The sequence below is a fragment of the Tardiphaga sp. GW821-FHT12E02 genome (assembly GCF_058807155.1).
The window spans coordinates 89,061-113,946 of record NZ_JBXAQK010000001.1 but is presented as its reverse complement, the minus strand read 5'-3'; the positions used below and the strand labels follow the sequence as shown (position 1 = coordinate 113,946).

Annotated in this window: 26 protein-coding genes and 1 pseudogene; 21 read left to right on the top strand and 6 right to left on the bottom strand. The window is 62.0% G+C overall.

The genetic code is table 11. From position 1 onward, the window contains the following. Positions 1-137 precede the first annotated feature (137 nt). Positions 138-1,229, top strand: a complete 1,092-nt coding sequence (locus AC1RQ5_RS00545) for an HD-GYP domain-containing protein (RefSeq protein WP_398476273.1) — start codon at positions 138-140, stop codon at positions 1,227-1,229. A 122-nt stretch (positions 1,230-1,351) separates the two neighbouring features. On the opposite strand, the gene AC1RQ5_RS00540 is transcribed toward AC1RQ5_RS00545, so the two are convergent. Then, complete coding sequence (locus AC1RQ5_RS00540; RefSeq protein ID WP_493196684.1) at positions 1,352-2,929, bottom strand: AMP-binding protein; 1,578 nt, start codon at positions 2,927-2,929, stop codon at positions 1,352-1,354. 226 nt (positions 2,930-3,155) lie between these two features. Here AC1RQ5_RS00540 and AC1RQ5_RS00535 point away from each other — a divergent pair, with 226 nt between their 5' ends. After that, positions 3,156-4,151 (top strand): Bug family tripartite tricarboxylate transporter substrate binding protein, encoded by a 996-nt coding sequence (locus AC1RQ5_RS00535; protein ID WP_398476269.1) that lies wholly within the window; start codon positions 3,156-3,158, stop codon positions 4,149-4,151. A 299-nt stretch (positions 4,152-4,450) separates the two neighbouring features. On the opposite strand, the pseudogene AC1RQ5_RS00530 reads toward AC1RQ5_RS00535, so the two are convergent. Beyond that, positions 4,451-5,122 (bottom strand): annotated as a pseudogene (locus tag AC1RQ5_RS00530) (spermidine synthase); the annotation flags it as partial. A gap of 346 nt (positions 5,123-5,468) precedes the next feature. Here AC1RQ5_RS00530 and AC1RQ5_RS00525 point away from each other — a divergent pair. Together AC1RQ5_RS00525 and AC1RQ5_RS00520 are read left to right on the top strand one after the other, a co-directional pair. Beyond that, positions 5,469-5,798, top strand: a complete 330-nt coding sequence (locus AC1RQ5_RS00525; protein WP_493196683.1) for a GCG_CRPN prefix-to-repeats domain-containing protein — start codon at positions 5,469-5,471, stop codon at positions 5,796-5,798. A 163-nt stretch (positions 5,799-5,961) separates the two neighbouring features. Further along, entirely contained in the window at positions 5,962-7,113 is a 1,152-nt protein-coding gene (locus AC1RQ5_RS00520) for a diguanylate cyclase domain-containing protein (RefSeq protein ID WP_493196682.1), read from the top strand. Positions 7,114-7,136: 23 nt separating this feature from the next. Here AC1RQ5_RS00520 and AC1RQ5_RS00515 read toward each other — a convergent pair whose 3' ends face one another. Further along, complete coding sequence (locus AC1RQ5_RS00515; RefSeq protein WP_493196681.1) at positions 7,137-7,355, bottom strand: hypothetical protein; 219 nt, start codon at positions 7,353-7,355, stop codon at positions 7,137-7,139. Positions 7,356-7,535: 180 nt separating this feature from the next. Here AC1RQ5_RS00515 and AC1RQ5_RS00510 point away from each other — a divergent pair, with 180 nt between their 5' ends. Next, the gene (locus tag AC1RQ5_RS00510) at positions 7,536-8,036 is read left to right on the top strand and encodes a DUF4174 domain-containing protein (protein ID WP_493196680.1); all 501 of its coding nucleotides are present in this window, start codon (positions 7,536-7,538) and stop codon (positions 8,034-8,036) included. A 179-nt stretch (positions 8,037-8,215) separates the two neighbouring features. Here the strand turns inward: AC1RQ5_RS00510 and AC1RQ5_RS00505 are convergent, their stop codons facing one another. The 3 genes from AC1RQ5_RS00505 to flgF form a co-directional block, all read right to left on the bottom strand. Further along, on the bottom strand, positions 8,216-11,434 hold the full coding sequence (locus AC1RQ5_RS00505; RefSeq protein ID WP_493196679.1) for a CHAT domain-containing tetratricopeptide repeat protein: 3,219 nt from the start codon (positions 11,432-11,434) through the stop codon (positions 8,216-8,218). 141 nt (positions 11,435-11,575) lie between these two features. Beyond that, complete coding sequence (fliI, locus tag AC1RQ5_RS00500; protein WP_493196678.1) at positions 11,576-12,907, bottom strand: flagellar protein export ATPase FliI; 1,332 nt, start codon at positions 12,905-12,907, stop codon at positions 11,576-11,578. 27 nt (positions 12,908-12,934) lie between these two features. Beyond that, complete coding sequence (gene flgF / locus AC1RQ5_RS00495) at positions 12,935-13,708, bottom strand: flagellar basal-body rod protein FlgF (RefSeq protein ID WP_493196677.1); 774 nt, start codon at positions 13,706-13,708, stop codon at positions 12,935-12,937. 149 nt (positions 13,709-13,857) lie between these two features. On the opposite strand from flgF, the gene motA reads away from it, so the two are divergent. The 16 genes from motA to fliP all read left to right on the top strand — a co-directional run bounded on the left by motA (position 13,858) and on the right by fliP (position 24,797). Beyond that, the gene (motA, locus tag AC1RQ5_RS00490; RefSeq protein ID WP_493196676.1) at positions 13,858-14,763 is read left to right on the top strand and encodes a flagellar motor stator protein MotA; all 906 of its coding nucleotides are present in this window, start codon (positions 13,858-13,860) and stop codon (positions 14,761-14,763) included. Beyond that, a complete protein-coding gene (locus AC1RQ5_RS00485) occupies positions 14,763-15,695 on the top strand; it encodes a flagellar motor switch protein FliM (protein ID WP_493196675.1) in 933 nt (310 codons plus the stop codon). Before motA ends, AC1RQ5_RS00485 begins: the two co-directional genes overlap by 1 nt. Next, positions 15,676-15,954, top strand: a complete 279-nt coding sequence (locus AC1RQ5_RS00480) for a hypothetical protein (protein WP_398476247.1) — start codon at positions 15,676-15,678, stop codon at positions 15,952-15,954. Before AC1RQ5_RS00485 ends, AC1RQ5_RS00480 begins: the two co-directional genes overlap by 20 nt. Before the next feature lie 35 nt (positions 15,955-15,989). Continuing rightward, entirely contained in the window at positions 15,990-16,379 is a 390-nt protein-coding gene (gene fliN / locus AC1RQ5_RS00475; protein ID WP_493196674.1) for a flagellar motor switch protein FliN, read from the top strand. 12 nt (positions 16,380-16,391) lie between these two features. Beyond that, positions 16,392-17,426, top strand: a complete 1,035-nt coding sequence (locus tag AC1RQ5_RS00470; protein WP_398476243.1) for a flagellar motor switch protein FliG — start codon at positions 16,392-16,394, stop codon at positions 17,424-17,426. Between the two features lie 12 nt (positions 17,427-17,438). Continuing rightward, on the top strand, positions 17,439-18,518 hold the full coding sequence (gene flhB / locus AC1RQ5_RS00465) for a flagellar biosynthesis protein FlhB (protein WP_398476241.1): 1,080 nt from the start codon (positions 17,439-17,441) through the stop codon (positions 18,516-18,518). Between the two features lie 85 nt (positions 18,519-18,603). After that, entirely contained in the window at positions 18,604-18,981 is a 378-nt protein-coding gene (gene flgB, locus AC1RQ5_RS00460; protein ID WP_398476238.1) for a flagellar basal body rod protein FlgB, read from the top strand. Between the two features lie 11 nt (positions 18,982-18,992). Then, positions 18,993-19,409 carry a flagellar basal body rod protein FlgC gene (gene flgC / locus AC1RQ5_RS00455; protein ID WP_398476236.1) on the top strand — a complete coding sequence of 139 codons (417 nt, stop codon included), beginning with the start codon at positions 18,993-18,995 and terminating at the stop codon, positions 19,407-19,409. A 2-nt stretch (positions 19,410-19,411) separates the two neighbouring features. Further along, entirely contained in the window at positions 19,412-19,738 is a 327-nt protein-coding gene (gene fliE / locus AC1RQ5_RS00450; RefSeq protein WP_493196673.1) for a flagellar hook-basal body complex protein FliE, read from the top strand. A gap of 9 nt (positions 19,739-19,747) precedes the next feature. Next, the gene (gene flgG / locus AC1RQ5_RS00445) at positions 19,748-20,536 is read left to right on the top strand and encodes a flagellar basal-body rod protein FlgG (RefSeq protein ID WP_398476232.1); all 789 of its coding nucleotides are present in this window, start codon (positions 19,748-19,750) and stop codon (positions 20,534-20,536) included. A 24-nt stretch (positions 20,537-20,560) separates the two neighbouring features. Further along, entirely contained in the window at positions 20,561-21,025 is a 465-nt protein-coding gene (flgA, locus tag AC1RQ5_RS00440) for a flagellar basal body P-ring formation chaperone FlgA (RefSeq protein ID WP_493196672.1), read from the top strand. Then, complete coding sequence (flgI, locus tag AC1RQ5_RS00435) at positions 21,025-22,125, top strand: flagellar basal body P-ring protein FlgI (RefSeq protein WP_493203245.1); 1,101 nt, start codon at positions 21,025-21,027, stop codon at positions 22,123-22,125. Before flgA ends, flgI begins: the two co-directional genes overlap by 1 nt. A 67-nt stretch (positions 22,126-22,192) precedes the next feature. Further along, positions 22,193-22,870 (top strand): MotE family protein, encoded by a 678-nt coding sequence (locus tag AC1RQ5_RS00430; RefSeq protein ID WP_398476228.1) that lies wholly within the window; start codon positions 22,193-22,195, stop codon positions 22,868-22,870. A 5-nt stretch (positions 22,871-22,875) separates the two neighbouring features. Further along, positions 22,876-23,571 (top strand): flagellar basal body L-ring protein FlgH, encoded by a 696-nt coding sequence (gene flgH, locus AC1RQ5_RS00425; RefSeq protein ID WP_493203243.1) that lies wholly within the window; start codon positions 22,876-22,878, stop codon positions 23,569-23,571. A gap of 12 nt (positions 23,572-23,583) precedes the next feature. Continuing rightward, positions 23,584-24,066, top strand: coding sequence for a flagellar basal body-associated FliL family protein (locus AC1RQ5_RS00420; RefSeq protein ID WP_493196671.1), 483 nt, complete (start codon positions 23,584-23,586; stop codon positions 24,064-24,066). Then, complete coding sequence (gene fliP, locus AC1RQ5_RS00415) at positions 24,063-24,797, top strand: flagellar type III secretion system pore protein FliP (RefSeq protein ID WP_398476224.1); 735 nt, start codon at positions 24,063-24,065, stop codon at positions 24,795-24,797. The genes AC1RQ5_RS00420 and fliP overlap by 4 nt, the downstream gene beginning before the upstream one ends. The last annotated feature ends 89 nt before the right edge of the window (positions 24,798-24,886 follow it).

Here is a 24,886-nt window from a genome sequence, read left to right as displayed (position 1 = left end):
ATCGATAACGGCGCGAACAGGCTTCGCAACCGCCCTGATACCGATTGTTAACGCTAGGTTTTAAGCTTCGGGAACCGGATTTCGAGGTATCCCTGTCCCCGCTTGTGCAGCCGGACGCTGCAAGTGAACGAGGACAAATGAGCGTCGCATCCCATTCATCGCCCCGTCGCCGCCTGCTGCTGGCATCGGATAGCAATGACCAGTCGCGAGAACTGGCGCACATCCTGGCCACGGTCGGGGATGTCGACGTCGTGCCGACGACGCGCATTCCCGAGGCGCCGTCGCGCGATCTGTCGGGGATCGTGGTCGATATCAATCTGCGTTCGGCCGAGGCCGTGCAGCGCGTGCGCAACCGGCTGCGCCACAAGAATTATGAATCAATGCCGCGGCTGTTCGTGCTGGCCGATTCCATGCATCACGGCGCCATGCAGGCCTGGGCGCTCGGCGCCACCGACACCATTGCGCGACCGTTCGATGCGCGCGGCGTGCTGCAGCGTATTCGCGCGGCATTTCCAGGGCCGCATGACGAAGACTTTGCCGCGCGCGGCAAGACGCTCAATCGTGGGGTCGAGGCGGCGCATGCGGTCATCGTCAAGATCTTCGAGAAGATTCCGGCCGGCGTGCCGCTGTCGTTCAGCGATGTGATGCAGGCGGAAAGCCTGATCATCAAGGCGATCAAGCGCTCGTCACTGCGCGAATGGCTGGCCGCCGTTGGACGCCATCACAATCACAGCTATCGGCATTGCCTGTTTGTCACCGGATTCGCCGTCGCCTTCGCGCAGCATCTCGGCATGCGCGACGAGGACCAGCGCCGGTTGACCCGTGCGGCGCTGGTGCATGACGTGGGCAAGGCGTTCATTCCGGTCGCCATTCTCGACAAGCCCGGCAAGCTGACGGAAGAAGAGACGCTGGAAGTGCGCAAGCATCCGCGGCTCGGCTTCGAGGCCTTGGCGGCGCAGGGCTCGTTCCCGCGCGAAATGCTCGACGTGGTGCTGCATCACCACGAATTTCTCGATGGCTCCGGCTATCCCGATGGCCTTGCCGGCGACCAGATCAGCGACATCGTGCGGCTGATGACCATCGTGGATATTCATGCCGCACTGGTCGAGAGGCGCGCCTATCGCATGCCGTTCACCCACGCCAAGGCATTCGAGATGATGGAGCAGATGGGCGACAAGATCGACCAGCAGCTGCTGCAGGCGTTTCGCCCGGTGGCGCTGGGGATCTAGCCCTTCTGTCATCGCCCGGCTTGACCGGGCGATCCAGTAGAGACTGCTGTCTGCGTTTGCTCGCCGAAATCTGCGTTTGCTGGATTCCCGCTTTCGCGGGGATGACAAGCGGAGCGCGGTGGCTAAGTCAGCAATTTCCGCAACTCCGCCTTTGCCACCTTCTCCAGGGTCGATCGCGGCATGTCATCGACGAAGTGGATTTCGCGCGGCACCTTGAAATCGGCGAGACCGTTCTTGCAGGCGGACATGACGTTGTCATGCAGTGCCGGCGGGCAATTCGTGACGCCCGCGTGCGGGATGATGAACACCACCGGCACCTCATCCAGCATCGGATGTTTCTTGGCGACCACGGCGGCTTCGCGCACGCCGGGCACGGTGATGACCACCTGCTCGATCTCCGACGCGGCGACATTCTCGCCGCCGACCTTGAGCATGTCCTTGGCGCGATCGCCGAATTTGATATAGCCGCGCTCCAGCAGCGTGACGCGATCGCCGGTGATGAAGAAGCCATTGGAATCGAAGCTGTCATTCGTGGCAGCCTCGTTGTGCAGATACTCCTTGAACAGCGTCAGGCCCGGCGTGCCCAGGATGGTGAGATTGCCGGTCTCGCCGACCTCGACGGGCGTGCCGTCATCGCGGGTGATGCGGATGCCGTATTCGGCAGCGGTGCGGCCGATGGCCATGGGCGTGTTGGGCTGGTCGACCTCGCCGATGATGCCGTGGGTGATGGTTTCGGTCATGCCCCACCAGCCGATGATCTTGATGCCGAATTTGGCAAAGGCCGGCGGATCGCAGAACGACGCGCCCCACATGCGGAAGTGATGCTGCTTCGGCACCTCCTGCTCCAGCAGCGCCTTCATGCAGAACGGGATGGTGGAGAGCCAGGTGGCGCGATGCGCGAGCGCGGTGGGCCAGAACCGGCTGGCCGAAAAACGCGGCTGCAGGATGATGGAGGCGCCGACCCAGAGCGTCGCCAGCATCGAATAGGCCAGTGCATTGGTGTGGAACAGCGGCAGATAGGTCATATGCGTGTCGGACGCATGCAGGTCCTGATGCGATGCATTGATCTTGGCGCCCCACAGCGCATTGGCGTGCGTCCACAGCACGGCTTTCGGGCGCGATGTGGTGCCGGACGTATATTGCACGCTGCAATGCGCCCATGGGTCGATCGGCCGGCGCGGGCGATCGGCGCTGTCGGCGAACAGCGCCTCAAAGCGCTCGGCCTTGATGCCGGAATCGGCGGGGGCGCCCGCATTGTGCGAGGTGACGGCGATCCAGCGCAGGTTCTTGCAATTTCCCGCGACAAGTTCGGCAAGGGATGGCTGGGTGATGGCGGCGACGGCGCCGCAATGATCGGCGAAATATTCGATTTCCGCGGCGGAGGAACGGGTGTTGGTGGTGACGGCGATGGCGCCGAGCTCGACACAGGCGAACCATGAGAGGAGCTGCTCGACGCAGTTGTCGAGATGGATCAGGACGTAGTCGCCCTGCCTGATGCCGCGCTTCGCGAGGCCGGCGGCCAGAGCGCCGACCCGCTCGTGGAATTCGCCATAGGTCCAGGGCCGCGCGGGCGCATCGAAGGGTGACCAGATGATGAAGGGATGATCGCGCCGCGTCTCGGCGCGCATGCGCAGCAGCCAGGGCACATCCATGCCGTCGAATGGGCTGATCGAACCGGGCGCGAGGGCGGGATTGGGCATGTGTCCTCCTGCGGAAACCGCCGGGGCATGCGCGTCGCGGCTTCCTTGTTCTTCTTGTTTGTCGTGATGTTGTGCCATCGCGCGGCGCCGCAGGCAAATATCCGCGGCCGCCGCAGGTAATGCCGCACTGGTCGATAGTCGAATTGTTTGTTACAGACGGGTGTTGTCAATTCAACACACACGCTGACCGCGCGCCAAGTTGCGGCAGCTGGAGGGAATAAAAATCATGGCTTCTCGTCGCGCCGCGATCGGTCTGATCGCGCTTGGCTTTTCTGCATTCGTCTCATCCGCTCTCGTGCCCACCAGCGCCGCTCTGGCGCAGGCGTCGACCTATCCGAACAAGCCGATCCGCTTCGTCGTGGGCTATCCGCCCGGCGGCGCTACCGACATTCTGGCTCGCCTCATCGGCCAGCGGCTGTCGGAAAAGCTGGGCCAGCAACTCATCATCGAGAACAAGCCGGGCGCCGGCAACAATATCGGCACCGAGTCCGTGGTGAATGCGGAGCCCGATGGCTACACCGTGCTGCTGGTCAATCCGGCCAACTACATCAATGCCACGCTGTATTCGAAGCTGAGCTTCAACTTCGTGCGTGATATCGCGCCGGTCGCTGCCTTCCACCGCACCGCCAATGTGATGACCGTCAACAAGGACATCACGGCCAAGAACGTCGCCGAATTCATCGCCTATGTGAAAGCCAATCCGGGCAAGGTGAACATGGCGTCGTCGGGCAACGGCACCTCGGTGCATCTGTCGGGCGAGATGTTCATGATGATGACCGGCGCCAAGATGCAGCACGTGCCCTATCGCGGCGCTGCGCTGGCCATCACCGACATGACCGGCGGTCAGGTGCAGGTGATCTTCGACAATATGCCGTCGATCATCCAGCATATCCGCTCGGGCAATCTGCGCGCGCTCGGCGTTACCACCACAGAGAAGTCGGCGCTGCTGCCGGACGTCCCGACCGTCGCTGAAACCGTGCCGGGCTATGAAGCCAGCGCATTGTTCGGCATGGGCGCGCCAAAGAAGACACCACCGGAGATCATCGCCAAGCTGAATGCTGCGGTGAACGAAGTGCTGGCTGAACCGGCGATCAAGGCGAAGCTGATCGATCTCGGCGGTGATCCGCTGATCGGGCCGCCGGAAGCCTTCGGCAAGATGATCGCGGCCGAAACCGAGAAGTGGGAGAAGGTGGTCAAGGCCGCCAATCTCAAGGTCGATTAACTCCGGCCCTCATGGTGAGGAGGCGCCTCTTGGCGCCGTCTCGAACCATGAGATGGCTGGGCTCCGAGCGTACTGCCATCCTTCGAGACGCGCGCAAGAGCGCGCTCCTCAGGATGAGGGCGGAGTTTGTAGGTCTCAATCAAGAAGCCCGCGACCGAGGTCGCGGGCTTTCTTTGCTTTTAGGATTTCTTCTTGGCCGGAGTTGGCTTGCGCTTTGTCGGTGGTTTGCTCGCTACCCTGGCTTTCGCAACAGCAGGTTTCGCAGGTGTCGGCTTGGCTGCTTTCGCAGGCGCCATCTTCGGTTTGGTCGCCAGCCAGATCACGTGCCGGGCGCCGCCGCGGGGGCCGGCGGCGCGGATCGGAATCTCTTCGGTGGCGAAGCCGGCCTTGCGCAGCAGGGTGGTGAATTTCGGATGCGGGAATGACGACCACACCGCAAGGACGCCGCCGGGGCGCAGCGCGTTGAGGCTCGCATGCAGGCCGGAGAGATCATAGAGCGCGTCATTGGATTTGCGCGTCAGGCCTTCCGGCCCGTTATCGACGTCGAGCAGGATCGCATCGTAGCTATCCCGTGCCGATGAGATCGCCTTGACCACATCGCCCTCGACGATGCTGACGCGCGGATCCGTGAGGCTGTCGCCGGTGAGCTCGGCCATCGGCCCGCGCGCCCATGCGACGATGGCGGGCAGCAATTCGACGACGGTGACCTTCGCCTTCGGCTCCAGCACCTTGAGTGCCGCACGCAGCGTGAAGCCCATGCCATAGCCGCCGATCAGCAGCTTCGGCGCTTTCGTATCCTTGAGGCGAAAACAGGTCAGTGTCGCCAGTGCCTCTTCGGAGCCGTAGAGACGGCTGCTCATCAGCTCGTTCTGGCCGAGCTTGATGGTGAACTCCTTGCCACGCTGCATCAGGCGCAGCGGCACATTGCCATCGGGCACGTCGGTGGTGTCGATCAGTTTCCAGGGAAGCACGATGATCTTTCAGCAGCAGTGCGGGTTTCGTTTTTGTAGCAGCAGATTCGATTGGTTCCAGATTCGTGCAGTTGTCACGAAGTTCTTCAGCAATCAGCTACGAACAAGCTTGCGATGCGAGCATGTGACGCAGCATCGGCGCCAGTGAGCAGCGCGAACGCTGCTTCTTAACGGCCAGATAACTAACCGATGGAGTTGCGCAGCGGAACACGCTGATCGCAATTGCCAAAGGTAAAATGGGGTTCTATGCAAGATCGCAGACAAACGCACTTTCAAGTAGCAACCGTCGCAAACGGGAAGTGCATTGGTCGGGGCTGATAATTGTCTCCAATCAAAGAGGAATAGAATGACCAAGCTACTTCACGTCATGGCGGCGTGCCTTGTCGCCATGTTCATCGTTTCGACGCAGGCCAGTGCTGCGCCGATGATCGGCCAGAGCCTCGCTGTTGACGCGCAGGTGATCCAGGTGTCCGGCGGCTGCGGCCCCAATGCCTGGCGCGGTCCGTGGGGCGGTTGCCGCACCACGCCGTATTACGGTCCGCTTCCGGGCGGCTACTATCAGGAAGCCCCGGTTGCCGGCAACGGCTGCCCTCCCGGCTACTGGCGCGGTCCGTGGGGCCATTGCCGTAACACGCCGTATCACGGTCCGCTCCCGGGTGGCGGCTACAAGCCATAAGTCGAGCAACCGACACACTGCGCTCGCACGGCGCAGGGTGGGATCGGCTGTCGATCGATCCATCAAGGCCAGCCGCGAGGCTGGCCTTTTTGTTGTGCGTAACCCGTCACTTTCACGCCCTTGAGCACCCGTTGTTAGGGATCCGGTGGCATGTTCCGGCGCCATGCAGCGCCTTGTCCGTTCCAACTTCCGCCATCCAAGTCCGCAGATCCGGCGCGAGCTGGTCGAGCTGCTCTATACGGCATTGCCACAGGTTGCCGCGATCAGCCTGACGTCGGTGATCGGCGGCGTTGCGCTCGCCTGGATGAGCGGCGATCGCGTCTATTCGATCATCTCGTTTTTCGTCTTCATCACCGCAGCATGCCGGATCGTCAGCCTGCAGCTCTACAAGTCGCGCGGGCCTAATGCCTCGGATGCCGGAGTCGTGCGCTGGGAGCGGCTCTATGGCGCCGGCGCAGCCGCGTTTGGCGCCTCGCTCGGCATGTTGTCATTCCGGGCGCTGCAACTCGGCGACGCGCCGGGAGCCTGGCTCGCTTTCGGCTTGGCGATGTCATTTTGCGTGGGCATGGTGTCGCGGGCGGCGATCCGCCCCTGGATCGTGCTGCTGACGGCGGCCTTGCTGTTCGGGCCCATCGTGACCGGCGCGTTCATGCGGCCGGAGGCGTCCTATTCCATCGGCGCCACCATGCTGTTCCTGTTCTGGCTGACGCTGCGCGAGGCGTCGCGCCATCTCAGCACCGCCTTCATCGAGCGTCTCGAAGCCAAGCAGGCACTGGCGCGGCAGGCCAACCAGGACTTTCTCACCGGCCTGCCGAACCGCTCGGCTTTTGTCTCGGCTCTGCAAAATGGCAGCGGCCATGTGGCGATCGTGGCCATCGATCTCGATGGCTTCAAGCCGGTGAACGACCGCCATGGCCACCATGCCGGCGACGAATTGCTGCGACAGGTCGCCGCGCGGCTGGTCGCATGCATGGGCGATGACGGCATGGCGTGCCGCTTTGGCGGCGACGAATTCATGTTGCTGAAGCGGGTGCAGGGCGGCGATCTCGGCCGCGAAGTGGCGCTGTCCTTGGCGCGGGAAGCGGTGGTGGAGCTGTCGATGCCCTATCTGGTCGGCGACATCGCGATCCGTGTCGGTGCCAGCGCCGGCATTCTCGTCACCGCTGCGATGGATCATCCGGAAGCGACAACGTCGGACCTGCTCGAACAGGTCGATCGGGCGCTTTACGCGGCCAAGCGGGCCGGCGGCGGACGCTGGAAATGGTCGGATGAAGACATTGGCGATGATGCCGGTGGTCATCGGGACGTCGGCTAGACGATCCAGCCTGTCAGTGTTGATCAACCGCGGGCGACATTGCTCGCACTGCCCTGCGCATTCGTTGGCAGCTGCCTGCCGCGGGGTGTCAGCGTCAGATGTGCAACGGTGGTGATCGTCTCCAGTTGCGCGCCCGAATAGGTGAAGGTGCCGGCGCCGGGCAGGCTGCTTTCCGCCGTTGCGTTGACGCCGGGAGCGGCGAAAGCGAAGCCGAAAGCGAGAATGAAGCTGAGGGTCCGCATGGCTGTCTCCATCTAAGGTCTGCGCGATGTTCGCTGCGTCGTTGGATGGCTTGATAACCATGTCGGGTTTCCGGGCGTTGGCGTCGCAACCGAAAACGGCTTCGTCGATGCGGCCTTTTGTTTCGTGCTGACGCGGGAATGAAACAAAGGCGGTGTAAGCCGGTTGAAAATGCGTCATGCTTGGAGGCGGGCGCAGGAGATGCCGCAATGACGGCAGGGGACATCGCCATGAACCGTTTTTTTCGTCGCACCGCCTTGGGCGGTCGTACTGCTATTGCTCTGACCGTCAGCGCCTGTGCCGCACTGGCCATGGCCACGCCGGCCAAAGCCGATCCGCTGGCCGGCCTGCGCTGGAAGAGCCGTGTACTGGTCCTGGTCGCGCCATCGTCGCAAGATGGCGAGCTGCGTGTTCAACGCCGGAACCTGGAAGCTGCATCGGGCGGCATGTTCGAGCGCAATATCGTGCTGATGGAAGCGGTGGGCGACGCGCATCAAGCCCGCCAGTTGCGCAAGCGGCTCGCGACCGATGGCAATGAATTCCGTGTCTTCCTTGTCGGCAAGGACGGCAACACTGCTTTCGCCGCCAACGATCCGCTTGCCGCTCAGGACATCTTCGGCCGTATCGATGCGATGCCGATGCGCCGGGACGAGATGCAGAAGCAGAGCCGGGCCGGTGGCTGATTATTAGAGCGTTTTGAATTGAGACTACCACCGTCCTCATGGTGAGGAGCGCGCCCATTGGCGCGCGTCTCGAACCATGGCGTGTGTCGCCCATCCTTCGAGACGCCGCGCAAACGCGCGGCTCCTCAGGATGAGGGAGAGTTAGTGGAGAAGGTGCGTCGTCTTAAATTGAAAAGGCGCTAAGCCCCGCCATTCCCCACCAGCACGAAGGGCGCCCAGACGCTGGGATGCGCATAGGCGCCGCCTTTGCCGATCAGATTGACCAGCGAGCGGCGGAATGCCTCGGCACGGCCGAGATCGCGCTGGGTCGCCAGCGCATTGGTGGTGCCGGTGGTGATGATAACCGCAGCCTGCGAATTGACCGGCCAGTGGGTGACCAGCAGCGCGCGCGAGCCCGCATAGAAGAAGGCGCGGGTGAGGCCTGAAAAAGCCTCGCTATTGGTCTTGTCGCCGCCAGCGGTGTTGCAGGCCGAGAGCACCACCCAATCGGCATCGAGCTTCAGGGCGGAAATGTCCGAGGATGACAGATAGCCGTCATCATCACGCGAGGTCTGTTGCGGCGGCGTCATGATCAGGCCGGGCTCGACGGTGCCGCGGACCTGGCCGGCCAGCGCGCCATGGGTGGCGAAATGCAACACGCGATATTGCGCGAGCTGTCCGCCAGCATTCAGCGATTTGATATTCGTCTCGGTAGCCGCACTGGCGAGATAGACGTCGCCGCGCACCGGCGAGAAGCGCTCGGCCACGGCGCAAAGCTCTATGGCTGTCTCCGGCAGCGGCGCGAGGCGCTTGAGCTGGTCGAGATCGGCAGTGCCACCGGTGAGGGAGAAGGCGGTCTGCACCTTGCGCTGGGCAAGCTGGTCCTGCCGCGCCTCCATGATCGCCGCACAGCTCTGGAACTGGCGCGCCAGCCTGGCACGCTCGGCGTCGCCGCCATCGAGGAGGGGATTGCCGATGCCGATATAGGGCTTTTGCGCGCGGCTCGATTTTGCCACCTGGCGCAGCGATGTCAGGCTCGACACCGACGGCAGCACGGTGCTGGCAAAGCGCTTGGCGAGCCACGGCATATCGGCAAAGGCTTGCGGCCCATTCGGCGGGCGCTCGGTGAGCAACACCTGGAATGGCAGCGTCGCCAGCGGGCCGGATGGCACCAGGATCAGTTCCTTGCCGTCGATCTCCTTTGCGACCGGCTCGAGCAGCGCGTGATAGAGGCCATAGGCGCGCTCGTTGTCGAACGGCAGCTGGCCGCCGCCCGGTGGCTTCTTCAAGCCGTATTTGTCCGTGCAGTCGCTGGCCTTGCCGAGCCAGGCTTCGTCATCGAGACCACAGCGCAGGATGCGCACGGTGTCGGTGAGCTGCTTTGCGCCGAGCGGTGCGGCATGCCAGCGGATATCGGATTTGGTCACCGTCCAGACGAAGGTGAAACGCTCGGTGGTGGTGAAGAGCAGCAGGGCTTCCTTCGGACCGAGTTGCTTCTGCACATCCGCCAGCGCAATCGGCGTGCGGGTGACGAATGTCGCGTAATCCGGGAATTGCGCGGCGATGGTGCGGTCGAGATCCTTGATCTGGCTCGTGATTGCTGCGGCACGGGTGAGGATGGCTTGTTCGGTCTGCTGATTGCGAGCGGACGCCGGCTGCGAGAGCGCTGATATCAAGAGCTGATCGTTGGCAACAGCCTGATCGGCGAGATCCTGTCGCTGCCGCACTTTGGCGGAGAGATCACCACCACCGGCCGCGACGCGGGCGGACATGCCGGCAATCGCCTTGGCCGCCTGTTCGTCGCCGATGCGTTGTGCGTTGTCGAAGGCCTGTGCCCGCAAGGCGACCTGCTGAGCCGGCGCGGTGTCGGCGAGCTGATAGGCGGCGACGATGGCACCGGGAAAGGGGTTGGTGCCGTCCTTGAAACCGAGATCACTGCCGGGTGACGCATCGCCGGCATCGGTGGCGTTGCGCGCGATCAGGATCGCTGCCGAGCGGGCGAAGGCGTCGTTGGCCTGCTGCCAGTCCCTGACATCGAGATAGTGTGCGCCGAGATTGTTGTAGCTGTTGGCGACATCGGGGTGGCCGTCGCCGAGGGCGGCGATGCGGATCTCCAAGGCGCGCTTCAGCAACGGTTCGGCCTCGTGGGCATTGCCGAGCGTATCGAGCACCACGGCGAGATTGTTGAGGCTGCCCGCCACGCGCGGATGGCGCGGGCCGATTGCCGCTTCGCGAATCGCAAGCGAACGACGGGCCAAAGGTTCGGCCTCATTGGCACGGTTATCGTTCGTGAGCAGGTTGACGAGATTGTCGATGGCTGTCGCAGTTTCGACATGGTCGCGGCCGGCGCTCTTCTCGCGGATGGCAAGAGAGCGGCGGAACAGCTCTTCGGCTTCTTTCTTCTGGCCAGCACTGGACTTGGCTTCGGCGAGATTGTTCAGCGCAATGGCCACATTGGGGTGATCCGGGCCGAAGGATTTCTGCTGGATCGCCAGTGCGCGGGTCAGCAGACCTTCGGCCTCGGTGGCGCGGCGCTGGCGGGTGAAAATGATGGCGAGATTGTTGAGGCTGGCGGCGACATCGGCGTGATCGGGGCCGAGGGATTTTTCGCGGATCGCGAGTGCGCGGCGGGCGAGGTCTTCGGCCTCCGGCAGCCGCTCCTGCATGCGGCGGAGTTCGCCGAGATTATTGAGCGTCGCGGCGACCTGGAGATTGTCCGGGCCGTGCAGCTTCTGCTGCAGCGCCAGGGCTTCGCGGAATTGATCATCGGCGACCTGCAATTTGCCCTGCGCCTTGGCGACTTCGGCCATGTTGTTGAGCGCCACCGGCACCATGATTTCGGCTTGCGCACCGGCAGATTTGAAGCTCGCCAGCGCCCGGCTGAAGATCTCGAAGGCCTCGTCCTCGCGCAGCTGGCGATGGCGGATATTGCCGAGCTGCATCCGCGATAATGCGGTGGCGGTGCTGTCGGCGCCGGAGCTGCGCTCATTGATGGCGACAGCGCGTTGCGCATATTGCTCGGCGTCCGCCAGGCGGTCGCGTGTAAAGGCGATCTGGCCAAGCGGGCCGAGCACGGCAGCAACCTCCGCATGGGTCGGGCCCATCGCTTTTTCGCGGATGGCCAGCGCCTTGCGCAGATTGGTTTCGGCCTCGGTGAGTTCGCCTTGCGCCTGCAGGGCCTGCGCGAGCACGACATAAGTGGTGGCCGTCAGCGGCGATTGGCGGCCAGCGGTCTTTTCGGCCTCGACGGTGAGCTTGCGGGCCAACGGAATGGCATCGCCATAGCGGCCCTCCTTGGCAAGCGCCGTGATGCGCTGCATGAGCGCCAGCATGTCCTGCTGGCCGGCATTGCCCGGCGGGATAGCTGAGAGGCTGACAGCGACGACAAAAGCGAAACGGATGGTCCGGCTGAATCGCATGCCTCGAACGCTCCCTTTATCTGCATTCCTTTCGTCATCGCGGCCATCTGAGGCCGCAACATGGCGCGAGCCATGCAACGCGGCGCGCCATGAGAGCGCGCCGCGAATGACGACAGTTGGATGAAAGGAGACGCTGCGCGATCAGCCAATCGCACTCTTGATGACGGAGAGCAGTTCCTGGAACGGCTCGTCGCAAGGCGGCTCGGCAGGAAGCTGGCCAAGCACATCGTAGATCTTCGGCACCAGATTGACGGCCTGATCGAGTTCGGTATCGCGACCGGGCTGATAGCCCCCCATCAGGCGCAGGTCTCGCGTATCTTCAAAGCGTGCGATCATGGCGCGTAGCTTGCGCACCAGCGTCGCTTCCTCCGGCGACCACACATGCTGGCCGAGACGCGAGACCGAGGCGAGGACATTCACCGCGGGATATCGGCCCTGATCGGCGACATCGCGATCGAGCACGATATGGCCGTCCAGCGTGCCGCGCACGGTGTCGGCCACGGGTTCGTTGTGATCATCGCCATCCACCAGCACGGCGAACACGCCGGTGATGTTGCCCCGGCCTTCAAGGCCGGGACCGGACCGTTCGAGCAGGCGAGGCAATTCGCTGAACACGCTCGGCGCATAACCGCGGGCGATGGCGGGCTCGCCGGTGGCCAGCGCCACTTCGCGCGAGGCATGGGCGAAGCGCGTCACGGAATCGACGATCAGCAGGACGGATTCGCCGCGATCGCGGAAATATTCGGCGATGGTCATGGCCGTCTTCGGCGCCAGGCGCCGCATCATCGGGCTTTCGTCCGACGTGGAGACCACGGTGACGGCGCGCGTCTTGTGGTGCACCAGCGACTCTTCGAGGAATTCGCGCACTTCGCGGCCGCGTTCGCCCACCAGCGCGGTGACCACGGTGTCGAAGCCGGTGCTGCGGGCCAGCATCGAGAGCAGCGTCGTCTTGCCGACGCCGGAGCCGGCAAAGATGCCGATGCGCTGGCCCTTGCAGAGCGGCGTGAAGAGGTCGATCACCTTGACGCCGGTGCGCAAGGGGGCGGTGACACGCGCGCGCTTCAAGGCCGGCGGCGGATCGCTATCCGTATGCATCGCGCGGTCGCCCACCGGCATGTGGCCGAGGCCGTCGAGCGGTTCGCCGAGCGCGTTGATGACGCGGCCTTTCCAGCCGGGATGCGGTGTGAGCGCTTTTGGCGGCATGCGGAAGGCCGGCAGGCCGAGGCCGGCCGCGATATTCGATTCGAACGGTTTGGCGGTGACACCGTCGCTATCGATGCGCACGACCTCGCTGAGATGAACCCGCTTGTCGATCTCAAGTCCGATCAGTTCGCCGAGCTTGACGTGGCGCGCGAGGCCGGCCACGCGGAAATGCGTCGAGGTCACCTCGGAGACGAGACCTCCGACGCGGACCACAGGCACATCCTTGCGCAGCACCGAGATGGTGGATTCGAGCCGTTCGAGCGCGTTCATCTGAAACTCCCAGCCTTGCAGTCAGCGTCAGGCCTTGGCCGGATCGCCGAGGGTGCGAATGGCGTTCTGAACCGAGCTCTCGGAATCCTGGATCAGCGAACTCACATTCTGGAAGGTCTTTGTCGCCATCATCATCTGCGTGAGCTCGGAGAGCGGATCGACATTCGATCCTTCGACAAAACCTTGCTGGAAGCCGACGGTGACGAAATCGAGCGCAGCGGTGGCCGGCTTGTCCGGGATCACGCCGGAATTGCCGAACCGCTCCAGCTTCGCATCCGAGGCGATATCGAACAGGCCGAGCTGGCCGACCTGATTGACGCCCTGGGCGATGGTGCCGTCGCGCGCGATGGTCACCGGGCCGCCATCGGGATCGATCATGATCGGTGTGCCGCCGGAGTCGAGCACAGGGAAGCCGGCGAGATTGCGCAGCTGCCCGTTGATGTCCATCTGCATGCGGCCGTCGCGGGTATAGACCGTGCCGGTGGGACCCTGAAACGCCATCCAGGTGGTGGCGCCGGGATCGGGGCCGCCGGGATAAGCGGCCATGCTGTTGCCGGCGATCGCGACATCAAGTGGATTGCCGGTCTGCGTCACGGCGCCTTCCTTGCGCGAGATGAAGTTCTCGCCGGGCGAGGAAAACGCGACCGGCTGGGTGGCGGCGCGTGACATCGCGGTCTCGAATTTCACGGCATCGGCGCGAAACGCCGCCGTTTTCATATTCGCCATGTTGTTGGCGATGGTGGTGAGCCGCTTCTCGAGCGAGACCTGGGCCGAAAGGCTGACATAGAGCGCAGATTGCATCTTGGATTCCGGGTTTCAGCTTCGCATGCGCGACTGGATGTGAAACTCGGCGAGCAGGCTTGTCCGGGGCTGGCCGGAACCGGCGCATGTCAGCCTCGTGCAAGCATCACTGCCTACACGGGGGGCATCCTCAAATTGGAGCGGTGCGCTTGAACGTTCTCATTGGTGTCATCATCACACTCGCCAGTCTGATCGGCGGCTATGTTGCGATGGGCGGGCATCTCGCGGTGATCTGGCAGCCCTGGGAATTCGTCATCATCATGGGGATGTCGGCCGGCACCTTCGTCGTCGCCAATCCCTGGAAAACCGTGATCGACACAGGCAAGGCAACCATCCAGGCGATTACGGTCGATGTGCCCAAGCAGCGGCATTATCTCGATCTGCTCGGGCTGATGCACACCTTGATGCGCGAGGTGCGCAACAAGGGCCGCAACGAGGTCGAGGCGCATATCGACGATCCCCCGAATTCGGAAATCTTCACGTCGTTCCCGACCGTGCTGGCGAACGAGCCGTTGACGGCATTCATCTGCGACTATTTCCGCCTGATCGTCATGGGCAGCGCGCGCACCCATGAGATCGAGGCGTTGATGGACGAGGAAATCGAAACCATCGTTCGCAGCAAGCTGAAGCCGTATAATGCGTTGATGATGATCGCCGAGGGGCTGCCCGCGCTCGGCATCGTCGCCGCCGTGCTCGGCGTCATCAAGGCGATGGGCGCGCTCGATCAGTCGCCCAAGCTGCTCGGCGGCTTCATCGGCGCCGCGCTGGTCGGCACCTTCGTCGGCATCTTCCTGTCTTACGGTATCGTCGCGCCGCTGGCGCTCAAAGTGAAGATGGTGCGTGAGCAGCGCGCCCGGCTGTATGTGATCGTCAAGCAGTCGTTGCTGGCCTTCATGAACGGCGCATTGCCGCAGATCGCGATCGAGCATGGTCGCAAGATGATCGGTCCGGCCGATCGTCCGTCCATCGATGTGGTGGAAAGCGAGACAATCAATGGCGGCCCGCCCAAGGCCGATGCGGCCGAGGCGCCGGCTAAAGCAGGAGCACGCGGTTGATGTCGGACGTCAAGGCAGGCCGCGATCAGGGATCAGACCAGCTTCTCGGCGCTGCGGGTATTTCCGTCGAACGCATGCCGATGCTGCATGTGATCTTCGATACGATGACAAATCTGTGCGCGGAAAGCCTGCGCTCGATGTCGCCGTCGCAATCGTACTTCTCGCTGATGAGCGTCGGCAGCGAGCGGTTGTCGGATATTCTGGACCGCCACGAGGGCGAGGCAATCGCCGCGGTGTTCTATGCGCAGGCATGGGATGCGCGTGTGCTGATCGGCTTCGATCGCGATTTCGTCTATACGATGATCGAACTTCTGTTCGGGGCCGATGGCGGCGAGCCGCCGCTCGACATGCCGCGTGTGTTCTCGAATGTGGAGCTGCACGTGGCGCAAGCGCTGTTCGAGCGCTTCGGCAAGGCGCTCCAATCCTCATTCGAGCGAGCGACCGAAGTCACCTTCAATCTGGAGCGCGTCGAAACGCGCATGGATTATCTGGCGATCGGCCGTCTCAACAATATGGCGGTCTGCTCCAAGATCCTGCTTCAGGGGCTCGATCGCGGCGGCGAGATGTTCATCGTCATTCCGCATGCGGCGCTCAATCCGATCCGCACAGCAATGTCGCAGATCGTCTCCGGCGAATCGGCATCGACAGATCCGAAGTGGAGCCGCCAGCTGCAGAGCGAGATCAAGCGCACCGAAGTCACGCTGAAGGCGATCCTGGAGGAGCGGCAGTTTACGCTCGGCGAGGTCGCCAATTTCAAGGTCGGTCAGGTGCTGCAGCTGAATGCCACGCCGGATACGCTGGTGCGGCTCGAATGCAACGAGCAGCGGCTGTTCTGGTGCCAGCTCGGCCAGATGAACGGCGTCTATTCGCTGCAGGTCAAGGAGTCCGGGGATCAGAAGCGGGAGTTCATCGATGATATCCTCAGTCGTTGACATCATTCTGTTCGCCGCGCTGCTGTTCACAAGCGTCCGCGTCACCAAGATGCATCGTGAACTGGTGCGGTTGCGCGCGCATCACAGCGAGTTCACGGCTGTACTCGAGAAGACCAACGAGACGGTCGATGACATGGTCCTGATGGTGCGCGAATTCAGTTCAGACGGACGGCAGATGGTCCATGCGCTCGGCGACAAGATCGACGAAGCGCGACGGACGATCGCCGAGATCGATGCGCGCAACACCAATCCGGCTTGAGCTAGTCCGAATTCATTTTCAGAAGGCAGGGGACCATGAAGCAATCATACGAAGCAGATCCGGCGGCCGCGGCGACGTCCGACGCGCTCGGTGTCGAGAATACGTCGTTCGGCAAGCTGGCGGATCTCGCTGCCCGCGCGGCCGAAGAGACCAGCCGACTGACGAATATCGAGCCGATCCTGCGCATTCCCGTCACTGTGCAAGTGCTGCTCGGCTCGGCCACCATGCCGGTGGCCGATCTGATGAAGCTTGGCCGTGGTGCTGTGATTCCGCTCGATCATCGCGTCGGCGAGCCCGTCGAGGTGGTCGTCAATGGCCGCATCGTGGCGCGTGGCGCCGTGGTCGTGGTGGAAGATGAAAATTCGCGATTCGGCGTGTCGTTGACGGAAATCGTCGGTGGCATGGCCGGAGATCCGGACGCCTGATAGGTCCCACCCATGGCATTCAATGCACCCGTCAAGCGTAGCACCTCCGTAAAGCCTCTCGGCGGCACGGAGAAGGCTGCTGTGCTTCTGCTGGCCATGGGCCGTGACCTCTCCGGGGGGATCCTCAAGGAACTGGATCCCGACGAAATCAAGCTCGTAACGCGGGCTGCCGCGGAACTGAAGCCGATCTCGACATCGGAGCTGGAAGCGATCATCGAGGAGTTCGCGCAGAACTTCTCGCAAGGGCCGAATATCTTCGGCACGGTCGGTGAACTCGAGAAGCTTCTGAACGGCGTTCTGCCGCCTGATCAGATCACAGACATCATATCCGAAGTGCTGGGTAACAAGACAAAATCGGTGTGGGAGCGCATCTCGCTCGTCTCCGAAGGTCTGCTTGCAAATTACCTGCTGAAGGAGCATCCGCAGACAGCGGCGCTCATTCTATCGCGCGTCAAGCCGGCCTGCGCGGCGCGGGTGATGAGCCACCTCCCGCCTGATATCCGCCATGACCTGATGCGGCGAATGCTCAGTCTCAAGCCGGTGGTCGAGGATGCCATGAGCATCATCGAAAAGACGATGCATGAAGACTTCATGATCAATTTTGCCCGCAATCTGGCGTCCGATACCTATCCGCGCATGGCCGACATCATCAACAAGATGGAGCGCGCGCAGATGGAGGAGTCGCTGAAGAGCCTGACGGAATCGCGGCCGAAGTCGGCGGAAATCCTGAAGGGCATGCTGTTCACCTTCGACGATATCGTGAAGCTGACGGCAAAGGCGCGCATGCTGATTTTCGATCAGGTGCCGACCGATCGGACGGTGATGGCGCTGAAGGGATCGGAAGCCAGTTTCCGCGAACTCATCCTGTCGTCGCTGGCGGGACGTACCCGCCGCCTGGTCGAGCACGAATTGTCGAGTGGAATTCCATCCAACCAGCGCGAAATTCTCGATGCACGTCGCGCGATTACGGATCTTGCGCTCGATATGGCCGGCCGGGGCGAGATCGAGCTCAATCCCGATCAGGACGACCAGCCATTTTTCACCTGAAGATAGATTGCAGTGTCCGAGGCGCCCGAAAAGGATAGCAAAACAGAAGAGGCGACCGAGAAGAAGGTTCGCGACTCCGTCGAGAAGGGGCAAATCCCTGTTTCGCGTGAAGCGCCGATCTTCGCCTCGATGCTTGCGCTATTGATCATCATGAGCTTCCTGATGTCCGACAATGTGCGGAAGCTCACTTATTCGCTCGCCAGACTGCTCGATGATCCATCGGGTATCCGCCTTCGTAACAGTGCGGATGCAGTTGCGTTCTTCTCGACAGTCGGAATGGCCATGGCGGAGCTGATCATTCCCATCGTCATTGTTCTCTTGCTGGCTGGTCTGGCGTCGTCGTTCCTGCAAAACGCACCGCAACTCGTGTTTGATCGTATCGAACCGAAACTCGAGCGCATTTCGATCATGAAGGGTTTCGAGCGGATTTTTGGCGCACAGGGACGTGTCGAGTTTGCCAAATCGGTCTTCAAATTCATTGCCATCAGCCTGGTCGTCTCGATCGTCCTGCGGGCAGAGGAGGCCGTGGCCGTGAATGCATTGTTCAGCGATCCGACCGCCGTTCCGGAGCTGGTCCTGACGACGGCGATGCGTCTCGTCTCGGCGATCAGCATCGCCACCATCGTGCTGGTGTCGCTCGATCTGGTCTGGGCGCGCTTCCACTGGCGACGCGAAATGCGCATGACCAAGCAGGAAGTGAAGGATGAGTTCAAGCAGGCTGAAGGTGATCCCATCCTCAAGTCTCGCATGCGCTCGCTGGCGCGCGACCGTGCACGCAACACGATGCTGGCCGCGGTGCCCAAGGCAACTTTGGTGATCGCCAATCCAACTCACTTCGCAATCGCGTTGAAATATACGCAAGGCGAAGATGCGGCACCCACGGTGCTAGCCAAGGGGCAGGATCTGATCGCGTTGAAGATCAGGGAAATTGCCGAGAAGAATGACGTGCCTGTCGTCGAGGACAAGGCACTGGCGCGCTCGATGTATGACGTCGCGCAGATCGATCGCATGATTCCGGCCGAGTTCTTCCGTCCCGTTGCGGAGATCATCTACTTCCTGCACTCGCGCAAGCAGCAGAAGAAGAATGCATGAGCGTGTGCCCGGTCGCGCACCTCAAGCCCCAGACAAGTTTCCATCCGTAAACCAATACTAACGAATCTTGAACCGTGGGGACAATGTGGGACCCGTCTATCTAATGGACCTCGCCTCGTCGCATGAGCGATGGCTGTCACTGCGACAGGCATCGGTCTCGGCGAATGTCGCCAATGCCAATACGCCGGGCTATCGCGCCCGGGATATCGAGCCATTCAACAAGATTCTCGATGCCAAAGTGGTGCCGGTGACGGTGACGTCGCCGATGCATATCACCACCGGATCGCGCGTCGAAGCGCAGGCCATGCGCAAGGAAAAGACCTGGGAGACGGTGCATTCCGGCAACTCGGTCAGCCTCGAACAGGAAATGCTCAAGGCGGGCGATATCAATCGCGACTACTCCTTGAATACGGCGATCGTGAAGTCCTTCCATCGCATGTTCATGACCAGCATGAAGTCCTGACGGAGAGAGACATGATCGATCCATTGCAGGCATCGACCCAGATCGCGAGTTCCGGCCTCGAAGCGCAGTCCACGCGTCTGCGCGTCGTGTCGGAAAACATCGCCAATGCGAATGCGACGGGCCGCACGCCTGGCTCTGATCCGTATCGCCGAAAGACCACGACGTTCACGGCAGAAATGGATCGCGCGGCCGGCGTGCGCATGGTCAAGGTCAAGGACATCGGCACCGACCAGGCGCCGTTCCGTGTCGATTACGAACCGGGACATCCCGCGGCGGATGCGTCGGGCTATGTGAAGTTTCCCAACGTGAATTCGCTCATCGAGATGGGCGACATGCGGGAAACCAACCGGTCCTATGAAGCCAATCTGCAGGTCATCAAACAAGTCCGCTCGATGGTGTCGATGACCATCGATCTCCTGAGGAGCTGAATATGCTTGATTCCGTATCGTCGGTTGTCAGCAGCGCTGGCGAACTCGCAAAGACGAGCGAGGTCTTCAAGACCAGCAATGCGGCGCCGACGGCACAGCCTGCTTCGGCAGGCATGGGCTTCAACAATGTTCTGGAACAGGTCGCAGCCGATTCCATCGGCTCGATGAAGGCCGGCGAAGCCGCCTCGATCCAGTCCATCCAGGGTAAGCTCTCGGCGCAGAAAGTGGTCGAAGCGGTGATGTCGGCCGAGCGGTCGTTGCAGATGGCGGTGGCTGTCCGCGACAAGGTCGTTCAGGCCTATCAAGAAGTCAGCCGAATGGCGATTTGAGGTTCGATCATGAGAGCACTTGCTATCGCTGCCACCGGCATGGGTGCGCAGCAACTCAATGTGGAAGTGATCGCGAACAATATCGCGAACATCAACACCACATCCTACAAGCGATCGCGGGCGGAATTCACCGATCTGTTCTATCAGATCGACCGCGCGCAGGGCGTGCCGAATCGCGCTGGCGAAGGTGCCGTGCCGGAAGGTGCCAAGCTCGGCCTCGGCGTGCGCTCCGCCGCCGTGCGAAAACTGCACATCCAGGGTGCCATGGCGCAGACCGGCAACACCTATGATCTCGCGATCAACGGGCGCGGCTGGTTCCAGATCGCAGGTCCCAATGGCGAGACGCTCTATACGCGTGCCGGTGCGTTCAATCTGAATGAAAACCGGCAGCTGGTGTCGCCCGACGGCTATCTGGTGAATCCAGCGGTCGTCGTTCCGGCGAATGCGGTCGATGTCATCATCAACGAGTCCGGGCAGATCTACGCCAAGATTGATGGTGAAGTCGCGCCGGTTCAGATCGGGCAGATGCAGCTGGCGAACTTCGCCAATGAATCCGGTCTCGAACCGCTCGGCGGCAACCTCTATCGTGAAACGCTGTCGTCGGGCGTGCCGGTCGTCGGCTTCGCCGGGGACATCGGCTACGGCAAGCTACATCAGCGTTATCTCGAGAACTCGAATGTCGATCCGGTGAAGGAAATCACCGAGCTGATATCGGCGCAGCGTTCCTACGAGATGAACTCCAAGGTCATCCAGGCCGCCGACGAGATGGCTTCCACCGTCTCGAAGGGCCTTCGCTAACGCATGATGCCGGAGCTGCGTCCGATGCGCGTCCTGAAGATCGTTTCCGTAATGCTCGCGGGCGCCATGCTCGCGGGCGATGCCGTGGCGGCGGAAGAGTCGGTCAAGTATCCGGTGCCGGCAACGACAATCTATCCAGGGGACGTGATCAAGGACGAAATGATCATGGACCGCAATTTTGCGCCCAATATCCAGGGCGCGAGCGCGTTCATCAACGATCGGGCCGCGCTGACCGGGCGCACCGCCCGGCGCACGTTGCTCGCCGGACATCTCATTCCCATCAACGGGCTCGAAGACCAGAAGGCGGTCACCCGCGGCGCCGTTGTGAAGGTGCTGGTGGAAGACGATGGTCTGGTCATCGTCACCTATGCGACGTCGCTGCAGTCGGGCAGTCCGGGCATGGTGGTGCAGCTGCGCAATCTCGATACCGGCGTGACCATCCGGGGCATCGTCCAGCAGGACGGATCAGTGCGGATTCAGAACGGATGATGCTACGTCTTCTTTGCGGGCTGCTTCTCGCGCTGTCGGTCTCGGCGGCGGAAGCAGCCGTACGTATCAAGGATATCGCGAGCCTCAAGGGCGTGCGCGAGAACCAGATCGTGGGCTACGGCCTGGTGATCGGCCTCAAGGGCTCCGGTGACACGCTGCGCAACGCGCCCTTCACCGAGCAGTCGCTGCAATCGATGCTCGACAATATGGGCATCAATATCCGAGGCACCCAGCTGCGGACGCGCAACGTCGCCGCCGTCATGGTGACCGCCGATTTGCCGCCCTTCGCGGCAGGTGGGTCGCGCATCGATGTGGCAATCTCATCCATGGGCGACGCATCGTCGCTGCTCGGCGGCACGCTGGTGCTGACCCAGCTGCGCGGCGCCGATGGCGAGACCTATGCGGTGGCGCAAGGCGCGATCGCCGTTGGCGGCTACAATGTGGAAGGCGCCGCCCAGACCGTCAGCGCAGGCGTCGCGACGGCTGGCCGTATTCCGAACGGTGCGCTGATCGAACGCGAAGTGAAGGGTAATTTCAGCGACATGCATTCGCTGACGCTCGAACTGAAGAATCCGGACTATGCGACGGCCACGCGAATTATCGATGCAATCAACGCGCATGGCCGCGGCCGCTACCAGATGAATATTGCTTTCGAGCGCGACTATCGCACGGTCATGCTGCAGCGGCCGCGATCTGCACCTCCCGTGCGTTTCATTGCAGAGATTGAGGAATTGCTGATCGAGCCGGATTCGCCGGCGCGTGTCGTGGTGGATGAACGTACTGGAACCGTGGTGATCGGCCGCAATGTGCAGATCTCCACCGTGGCCGTGACGCACGGCAATCTGTCAGTCCGCATCACGGAGGCGCCGATCGTCTCGCAGCCCAATCCGTTTGCGCGCAACGGCCAGACGGTGGTGGTGCCGCAAACATTCATCGAGGCGAACGAGAATGGCGCGAAGGTCGCCATCCTGCGCGGCACGGACCTGCAGCGCCTCGTGCGCGGCCTGAATCAGATCGGGCTGAAGCCGCAAGGCATCATTGCGATCCTGCAGGCGATCAAGGCTGCCGGCGCGCTGCAGGCCGAACTCGTCATTCAATAGCGGGCCGGGTCAGCGTCGCACAAGGCTGAAGGTGCAACGCTTGCTTAACCGATTCACGAGAGCACGAATGACGCGCGCCGTAACCTGGTCGATCTGCACCATCGCTGCAGCAGTCTCCTTGGATGTCGCACTGGCAGAGCCGGTGCAGCGATCGAAGCCGCTCAATCTTGCGGAATTCACACGCACGGCACAGCCACAGCGCCAGAAGCCGGCACCCAAGTCGGAGGTCGCGGCTAAACCGGAAACGGCAACCAAGCCTGAACCGGCTGCGAAGTCGCTGACCGAAGCGCCGCTGTTCACGGGATCGGTCGACAAGAAAGAAGCGGCAGCGCCGACACAGGAATCCGACGTCGCGCGCTTCTGCAGCAACATCACGGATCAGGCGCTCGACGCGCGCGTCGCCTGGCAGCAGAAAGAGCTCGAAGCGACGGAAGTGAAGCTGAAGCAGCGGATCGCCGAGCTCGAAGCGAAGCGCGCCGAATATGAAGAGTGGTTGAAGCTGCGCGAGGACTTCCTCAAGAAGGCCGAGGAAAACGTCGTCGAAATCTATTCGCGAATGAACCCGGAAGCTGCCGCCCAGCAGATCGCCAGCATGGCCGACGACACGGCCGCCGCGGTTCTCGCCAAACTAAAGGTCAGGGTCGCAAGTTCGATCCTGAACGAGATGGAACCGGCACGTGGCGCGCATCTCGCCGATACGCTTGCCGGCATGCGTCGCACCGACGACGGGAAACCCAGGAAATGAAGCTGCTGAGAGTTCTGCTTGTTGCTGTTGCGCTACCCGGTCTCGCCGGCTGTGCCAACAGGTTGGCCGAGATCGGCCAGGCGCCCAACATGTCTCCGGTCGGCCAGGGCCTGCAGGTGGATGCGCGTGGAATTCCCATGGAGAAGCGGGCCGATCGCGGCACGGGCCAACATTCGATCTGGAACGAGCGCAAGGATCTGTATCGCGATCCGCGTGCGACCCGCATTGGTGATATCCTTACGGTCAATGTCGTCATGAACGACAAGGCCATTCTGGACAACAAGACGGACAGGTCGCGGGATTCACAGGTCAAGCTCGGCACCGATTATGCCGCCGATGTCGCAAAATGGATCTCGGCTGGAAGTTTCGATGCCAATGTGAGTTCACAATCCTCCAGCAAGGGATCGGGCAAGATCGATCGTGCGGAAGAAGTGCGGTTCTCCATCGCAGCCGTCGTGGTCGACGTCCTGCCGAACGGAAATCTCCTGATCAGCGGGTCGCAGGAAATGCGCGTCAATTATGAGATGCGCATCGTCAATGTCGGCGGCATCGTGCGGCCGATCGATGTCGCCCGCAACAATACGATTCCTTACGAGAAGATTGCCGAAGCGCGCATCTCCTATGGTGGCCGCGGTCGCATCATGGAAGTGCAGCAGCCGAACTGGGGCCAGCAGGTCTACGATCAGGTCGCGCCGTTCTGATGAGGATCGACCATGGCTGATGTGGACAATGACGGGCAGGGACGCGGCAGTCTGCAATGGATTGTCGCGCTGGTGGTCGTGACCGGACTGTCTGCCGGTGCGGGGACGCTCGCCAGCTTTCATATGCTGGCGACGGTCGACCGCCTTGTCGATAGCCGGAAGGAAGTGGTCGAAGCACCAGTGATTTCAGCGTTCAATCCCAGCGACCGGTTACGCAAGATCGCGCCGGTGACGACGAATCTGGCGGCGCCTCCGGACTCCTGGATCAGGATGGAAGCCTCGATCGTCACCGACAAGCTGAATGACGAGGAATCACATGCGCTGACCGCAAAGGTGGGCGAGGATATCGTCGCTTATTTGCGCACCCTCACACCGAACCAGATCGAGGGGGCACGGGGCCTTCAATATCTGCGTGAGGACCTGAACGAACGCGCGGTGACGCGGTCGGGCGGCAAGGTGCGTGAGCTGATCATCGAAACGCTGGTGGTGCAATGACGCGTGCGTTTCTGATCCTGGTCGCCGTGATGCTGCCGACGGCAGCCATGGCGCAGATTCCCGATCTGTCGACCCTGCTGCCGCAAGGCGAGGGAAGCGCCAGCGGTCGCATCATCCAGATGGTGGCGTTGCTCACGGTGCTCTCGCTGGCGCCGGGGCTGCTGATCATGGTGACCAGCTTCACCAGATTCGTGGTCGCTCTGTCGTTTCTGCGCACGGGACTGGGCCTGCAGACGACGCCGTCGAACATCGTGATGATCAGCCTGGCGCTGTTTCTCACTTTCTACGTCATGGCGCCGACATTTGATCGTGCCTGGCAGAACGGTATCCAACCGCTGATGAAGAACGAGATCAGCGAACAGGAAGCCTATGGGCGTATCACCGATCCGTTTCGCGAGTTCATGTTGCAGCATGTGCGCGAGAAGGACCTGCAGACTTTCGAGAATCTCGCAGCGGAGAGCTTGAAGGTGAAGCTCGATGGTCAACGGATCGATCTGCGAATCATTATTCCGGCTTTCATGGTTTCCGAACTTCGTCGTGCCTTCGAGATCGGCTTTCTCATCGTGATGCCGTTCCTGGTAATCGACATGATCGTGGCGACGCTCACGATGTCGATGGGCATGATGATGATGCCGCCCACGGTTTTCGCGTTGCCGTTCAAGGTGTTGTTCTTCGTGCTGATCGATGGCTGGAATTTGCTCGCCGTCGGTCTCGTCAAATCGTTCTTGTAGTTCATCCGATTGTCATCGAAATGAATCGATAAGGATGGACGCTGTTAACTATACCGCTGTTCGCCAACTTCAGCTTTGGGTAAGGTTTG

Coding starts and splice junctions, on each gene's coding strand:
- AC1RQ5_RS00545 (WP_398476273.1), top strand. CDS start 138: ATGAGCGTCGCATCCCATTCATCGCCCCGTCGCCGCCTGCTGCTGGCA.
- AC1RQ5_RS00540 (WP_493196684.1), bottom strand. CDS start 2,929: ATGCCCAATCCCGCCCTCGCGCCCGGTTCGATCAGCCCATTCGACGGC.
- AC1RQ5_RS00535 (WP_398476269.1), top strand. CDS start 3,156: ATGGCTTCTCGTCGCGCCGCGATCGGTCTGATCGCGCTTGGCTTTTCT.
- AC1RQ5_RS00525 (WP_493196683.1), top strand. CDS start 5,469: ATGACCAAGCTACTTCACGTCATGGCGGCGTGCCTTGTCGCCATGTTC.
- AC1RQ5_RS00520 (WP_493196682.1), top strand. CDS start 5,962: ATGCAGCGCCTTGTCCGTTCCAACTTCCGCCATCCAAGTCCGCAGATC.
- AC1RQ5_RS00515 (WP_493196681.1), bottom strand. CDS start 7,355: ATGCGGACCCTCAGCTTCATTCTCGCTTTCGGCTTCGCTTTCGCCGCT.
- AC1RQ5_RS00505 (WP_493196679.1), bottom strand. CDS start 11,434: ATGCGATTCAGCCGGACCATCCGTTTCGCTTTTGTCGTCGCTGTCAGC.
- fliI (WP_493196678.1), bottom strand. CDS start 12,907: ATGAACGCGCTCGAACGGCTCGAATCCACCATCTCGGTGCTGCGCAAG.
- flgF (WP_493196677.1), bottom strand. CDS start 13,708: ATGCAATCTGCGCTCTATGTCAGCCTTTCGGCCCAGGTCTCGCTCGAG.
- AC1RQ5_RS00485 (WP_493196675.1), top strand. CDS start 14,763: ATGTCGGACGTCAAGGCAGGCCGCGATCAGGGATCAGACCAGCTTCTC.
- AC1RQ5_RS00480 (WP_398476247.1), top strand. CDS start 15,676: ATGATATCCTCAGTCGTTGACATCATTCTGTTCGCCGCGCTGCTGTTC.
- fliN (WP_493196674.1), top strand. CDS start 15,990: ATGAAGCAATCATACGAAGCAGATCCGGCGGCCGCGGCGACGTCCGAC.
- AC1RQ5_RS00470 (WP_398476243.1), top strand. CDS start 16,392: ATGGCATTCAATGCACCCGTCAAGCGTAGCACCTCCGTAAAGCCTCTC.
- flgC (WP_398476236.1), top strand. CDS start 18,993: ATGATCGATCCATTGCAGGCATCGACCCAGATCGCGAGTTCCGGCCTC.
- fliE (WP_493196673.1), top strand. CDS start 19,412: ATGCTTGATTCCGTATCGTCGGTTGTCAGCAGCGCTGGCGAACTCGCA.
- flgG (WP_398476232.1), top strand. CDS start 19,748: ATGAGAGCACTTGCTATCGCTGCCACCGGCATGGGTGCGCAGCAACTC.
- flgA (WP_493196672.1), top strand. CDS start 20,561: ATGCGCGTCCTGAAGATCGTTTCCGTAATGCTCGCGGGCGCCATGCTC.
- flgI (WP_493203245.1), top strand. CDS start 21,025: ATGCTACGTCTTCTTTGCGGGCTGCTTCTCGCGCTGTCGGTCTCGGCG.
- AC1RQ5_RS00430 (WP_398476228.1), top strand. CDS start 22,193: ATGACGCGCGCCGTAACCTGGTCGATCTGCACCATCGCTGCAGCAGTC.
- AC1RQ5_RS00420 (WP_493196671.1), top strand. CDS start 23,584: ATGGCTGATGTGGACAATGACGGGCAGGGACGCGGCAGTCTGCAATGG.
- fliP (WP_398476224.1), top strand. CDS start 24,063: ATGACGCGTGCGTTTCTGATCCTGGTCGCCGTGATGCTGCCGACGGCA.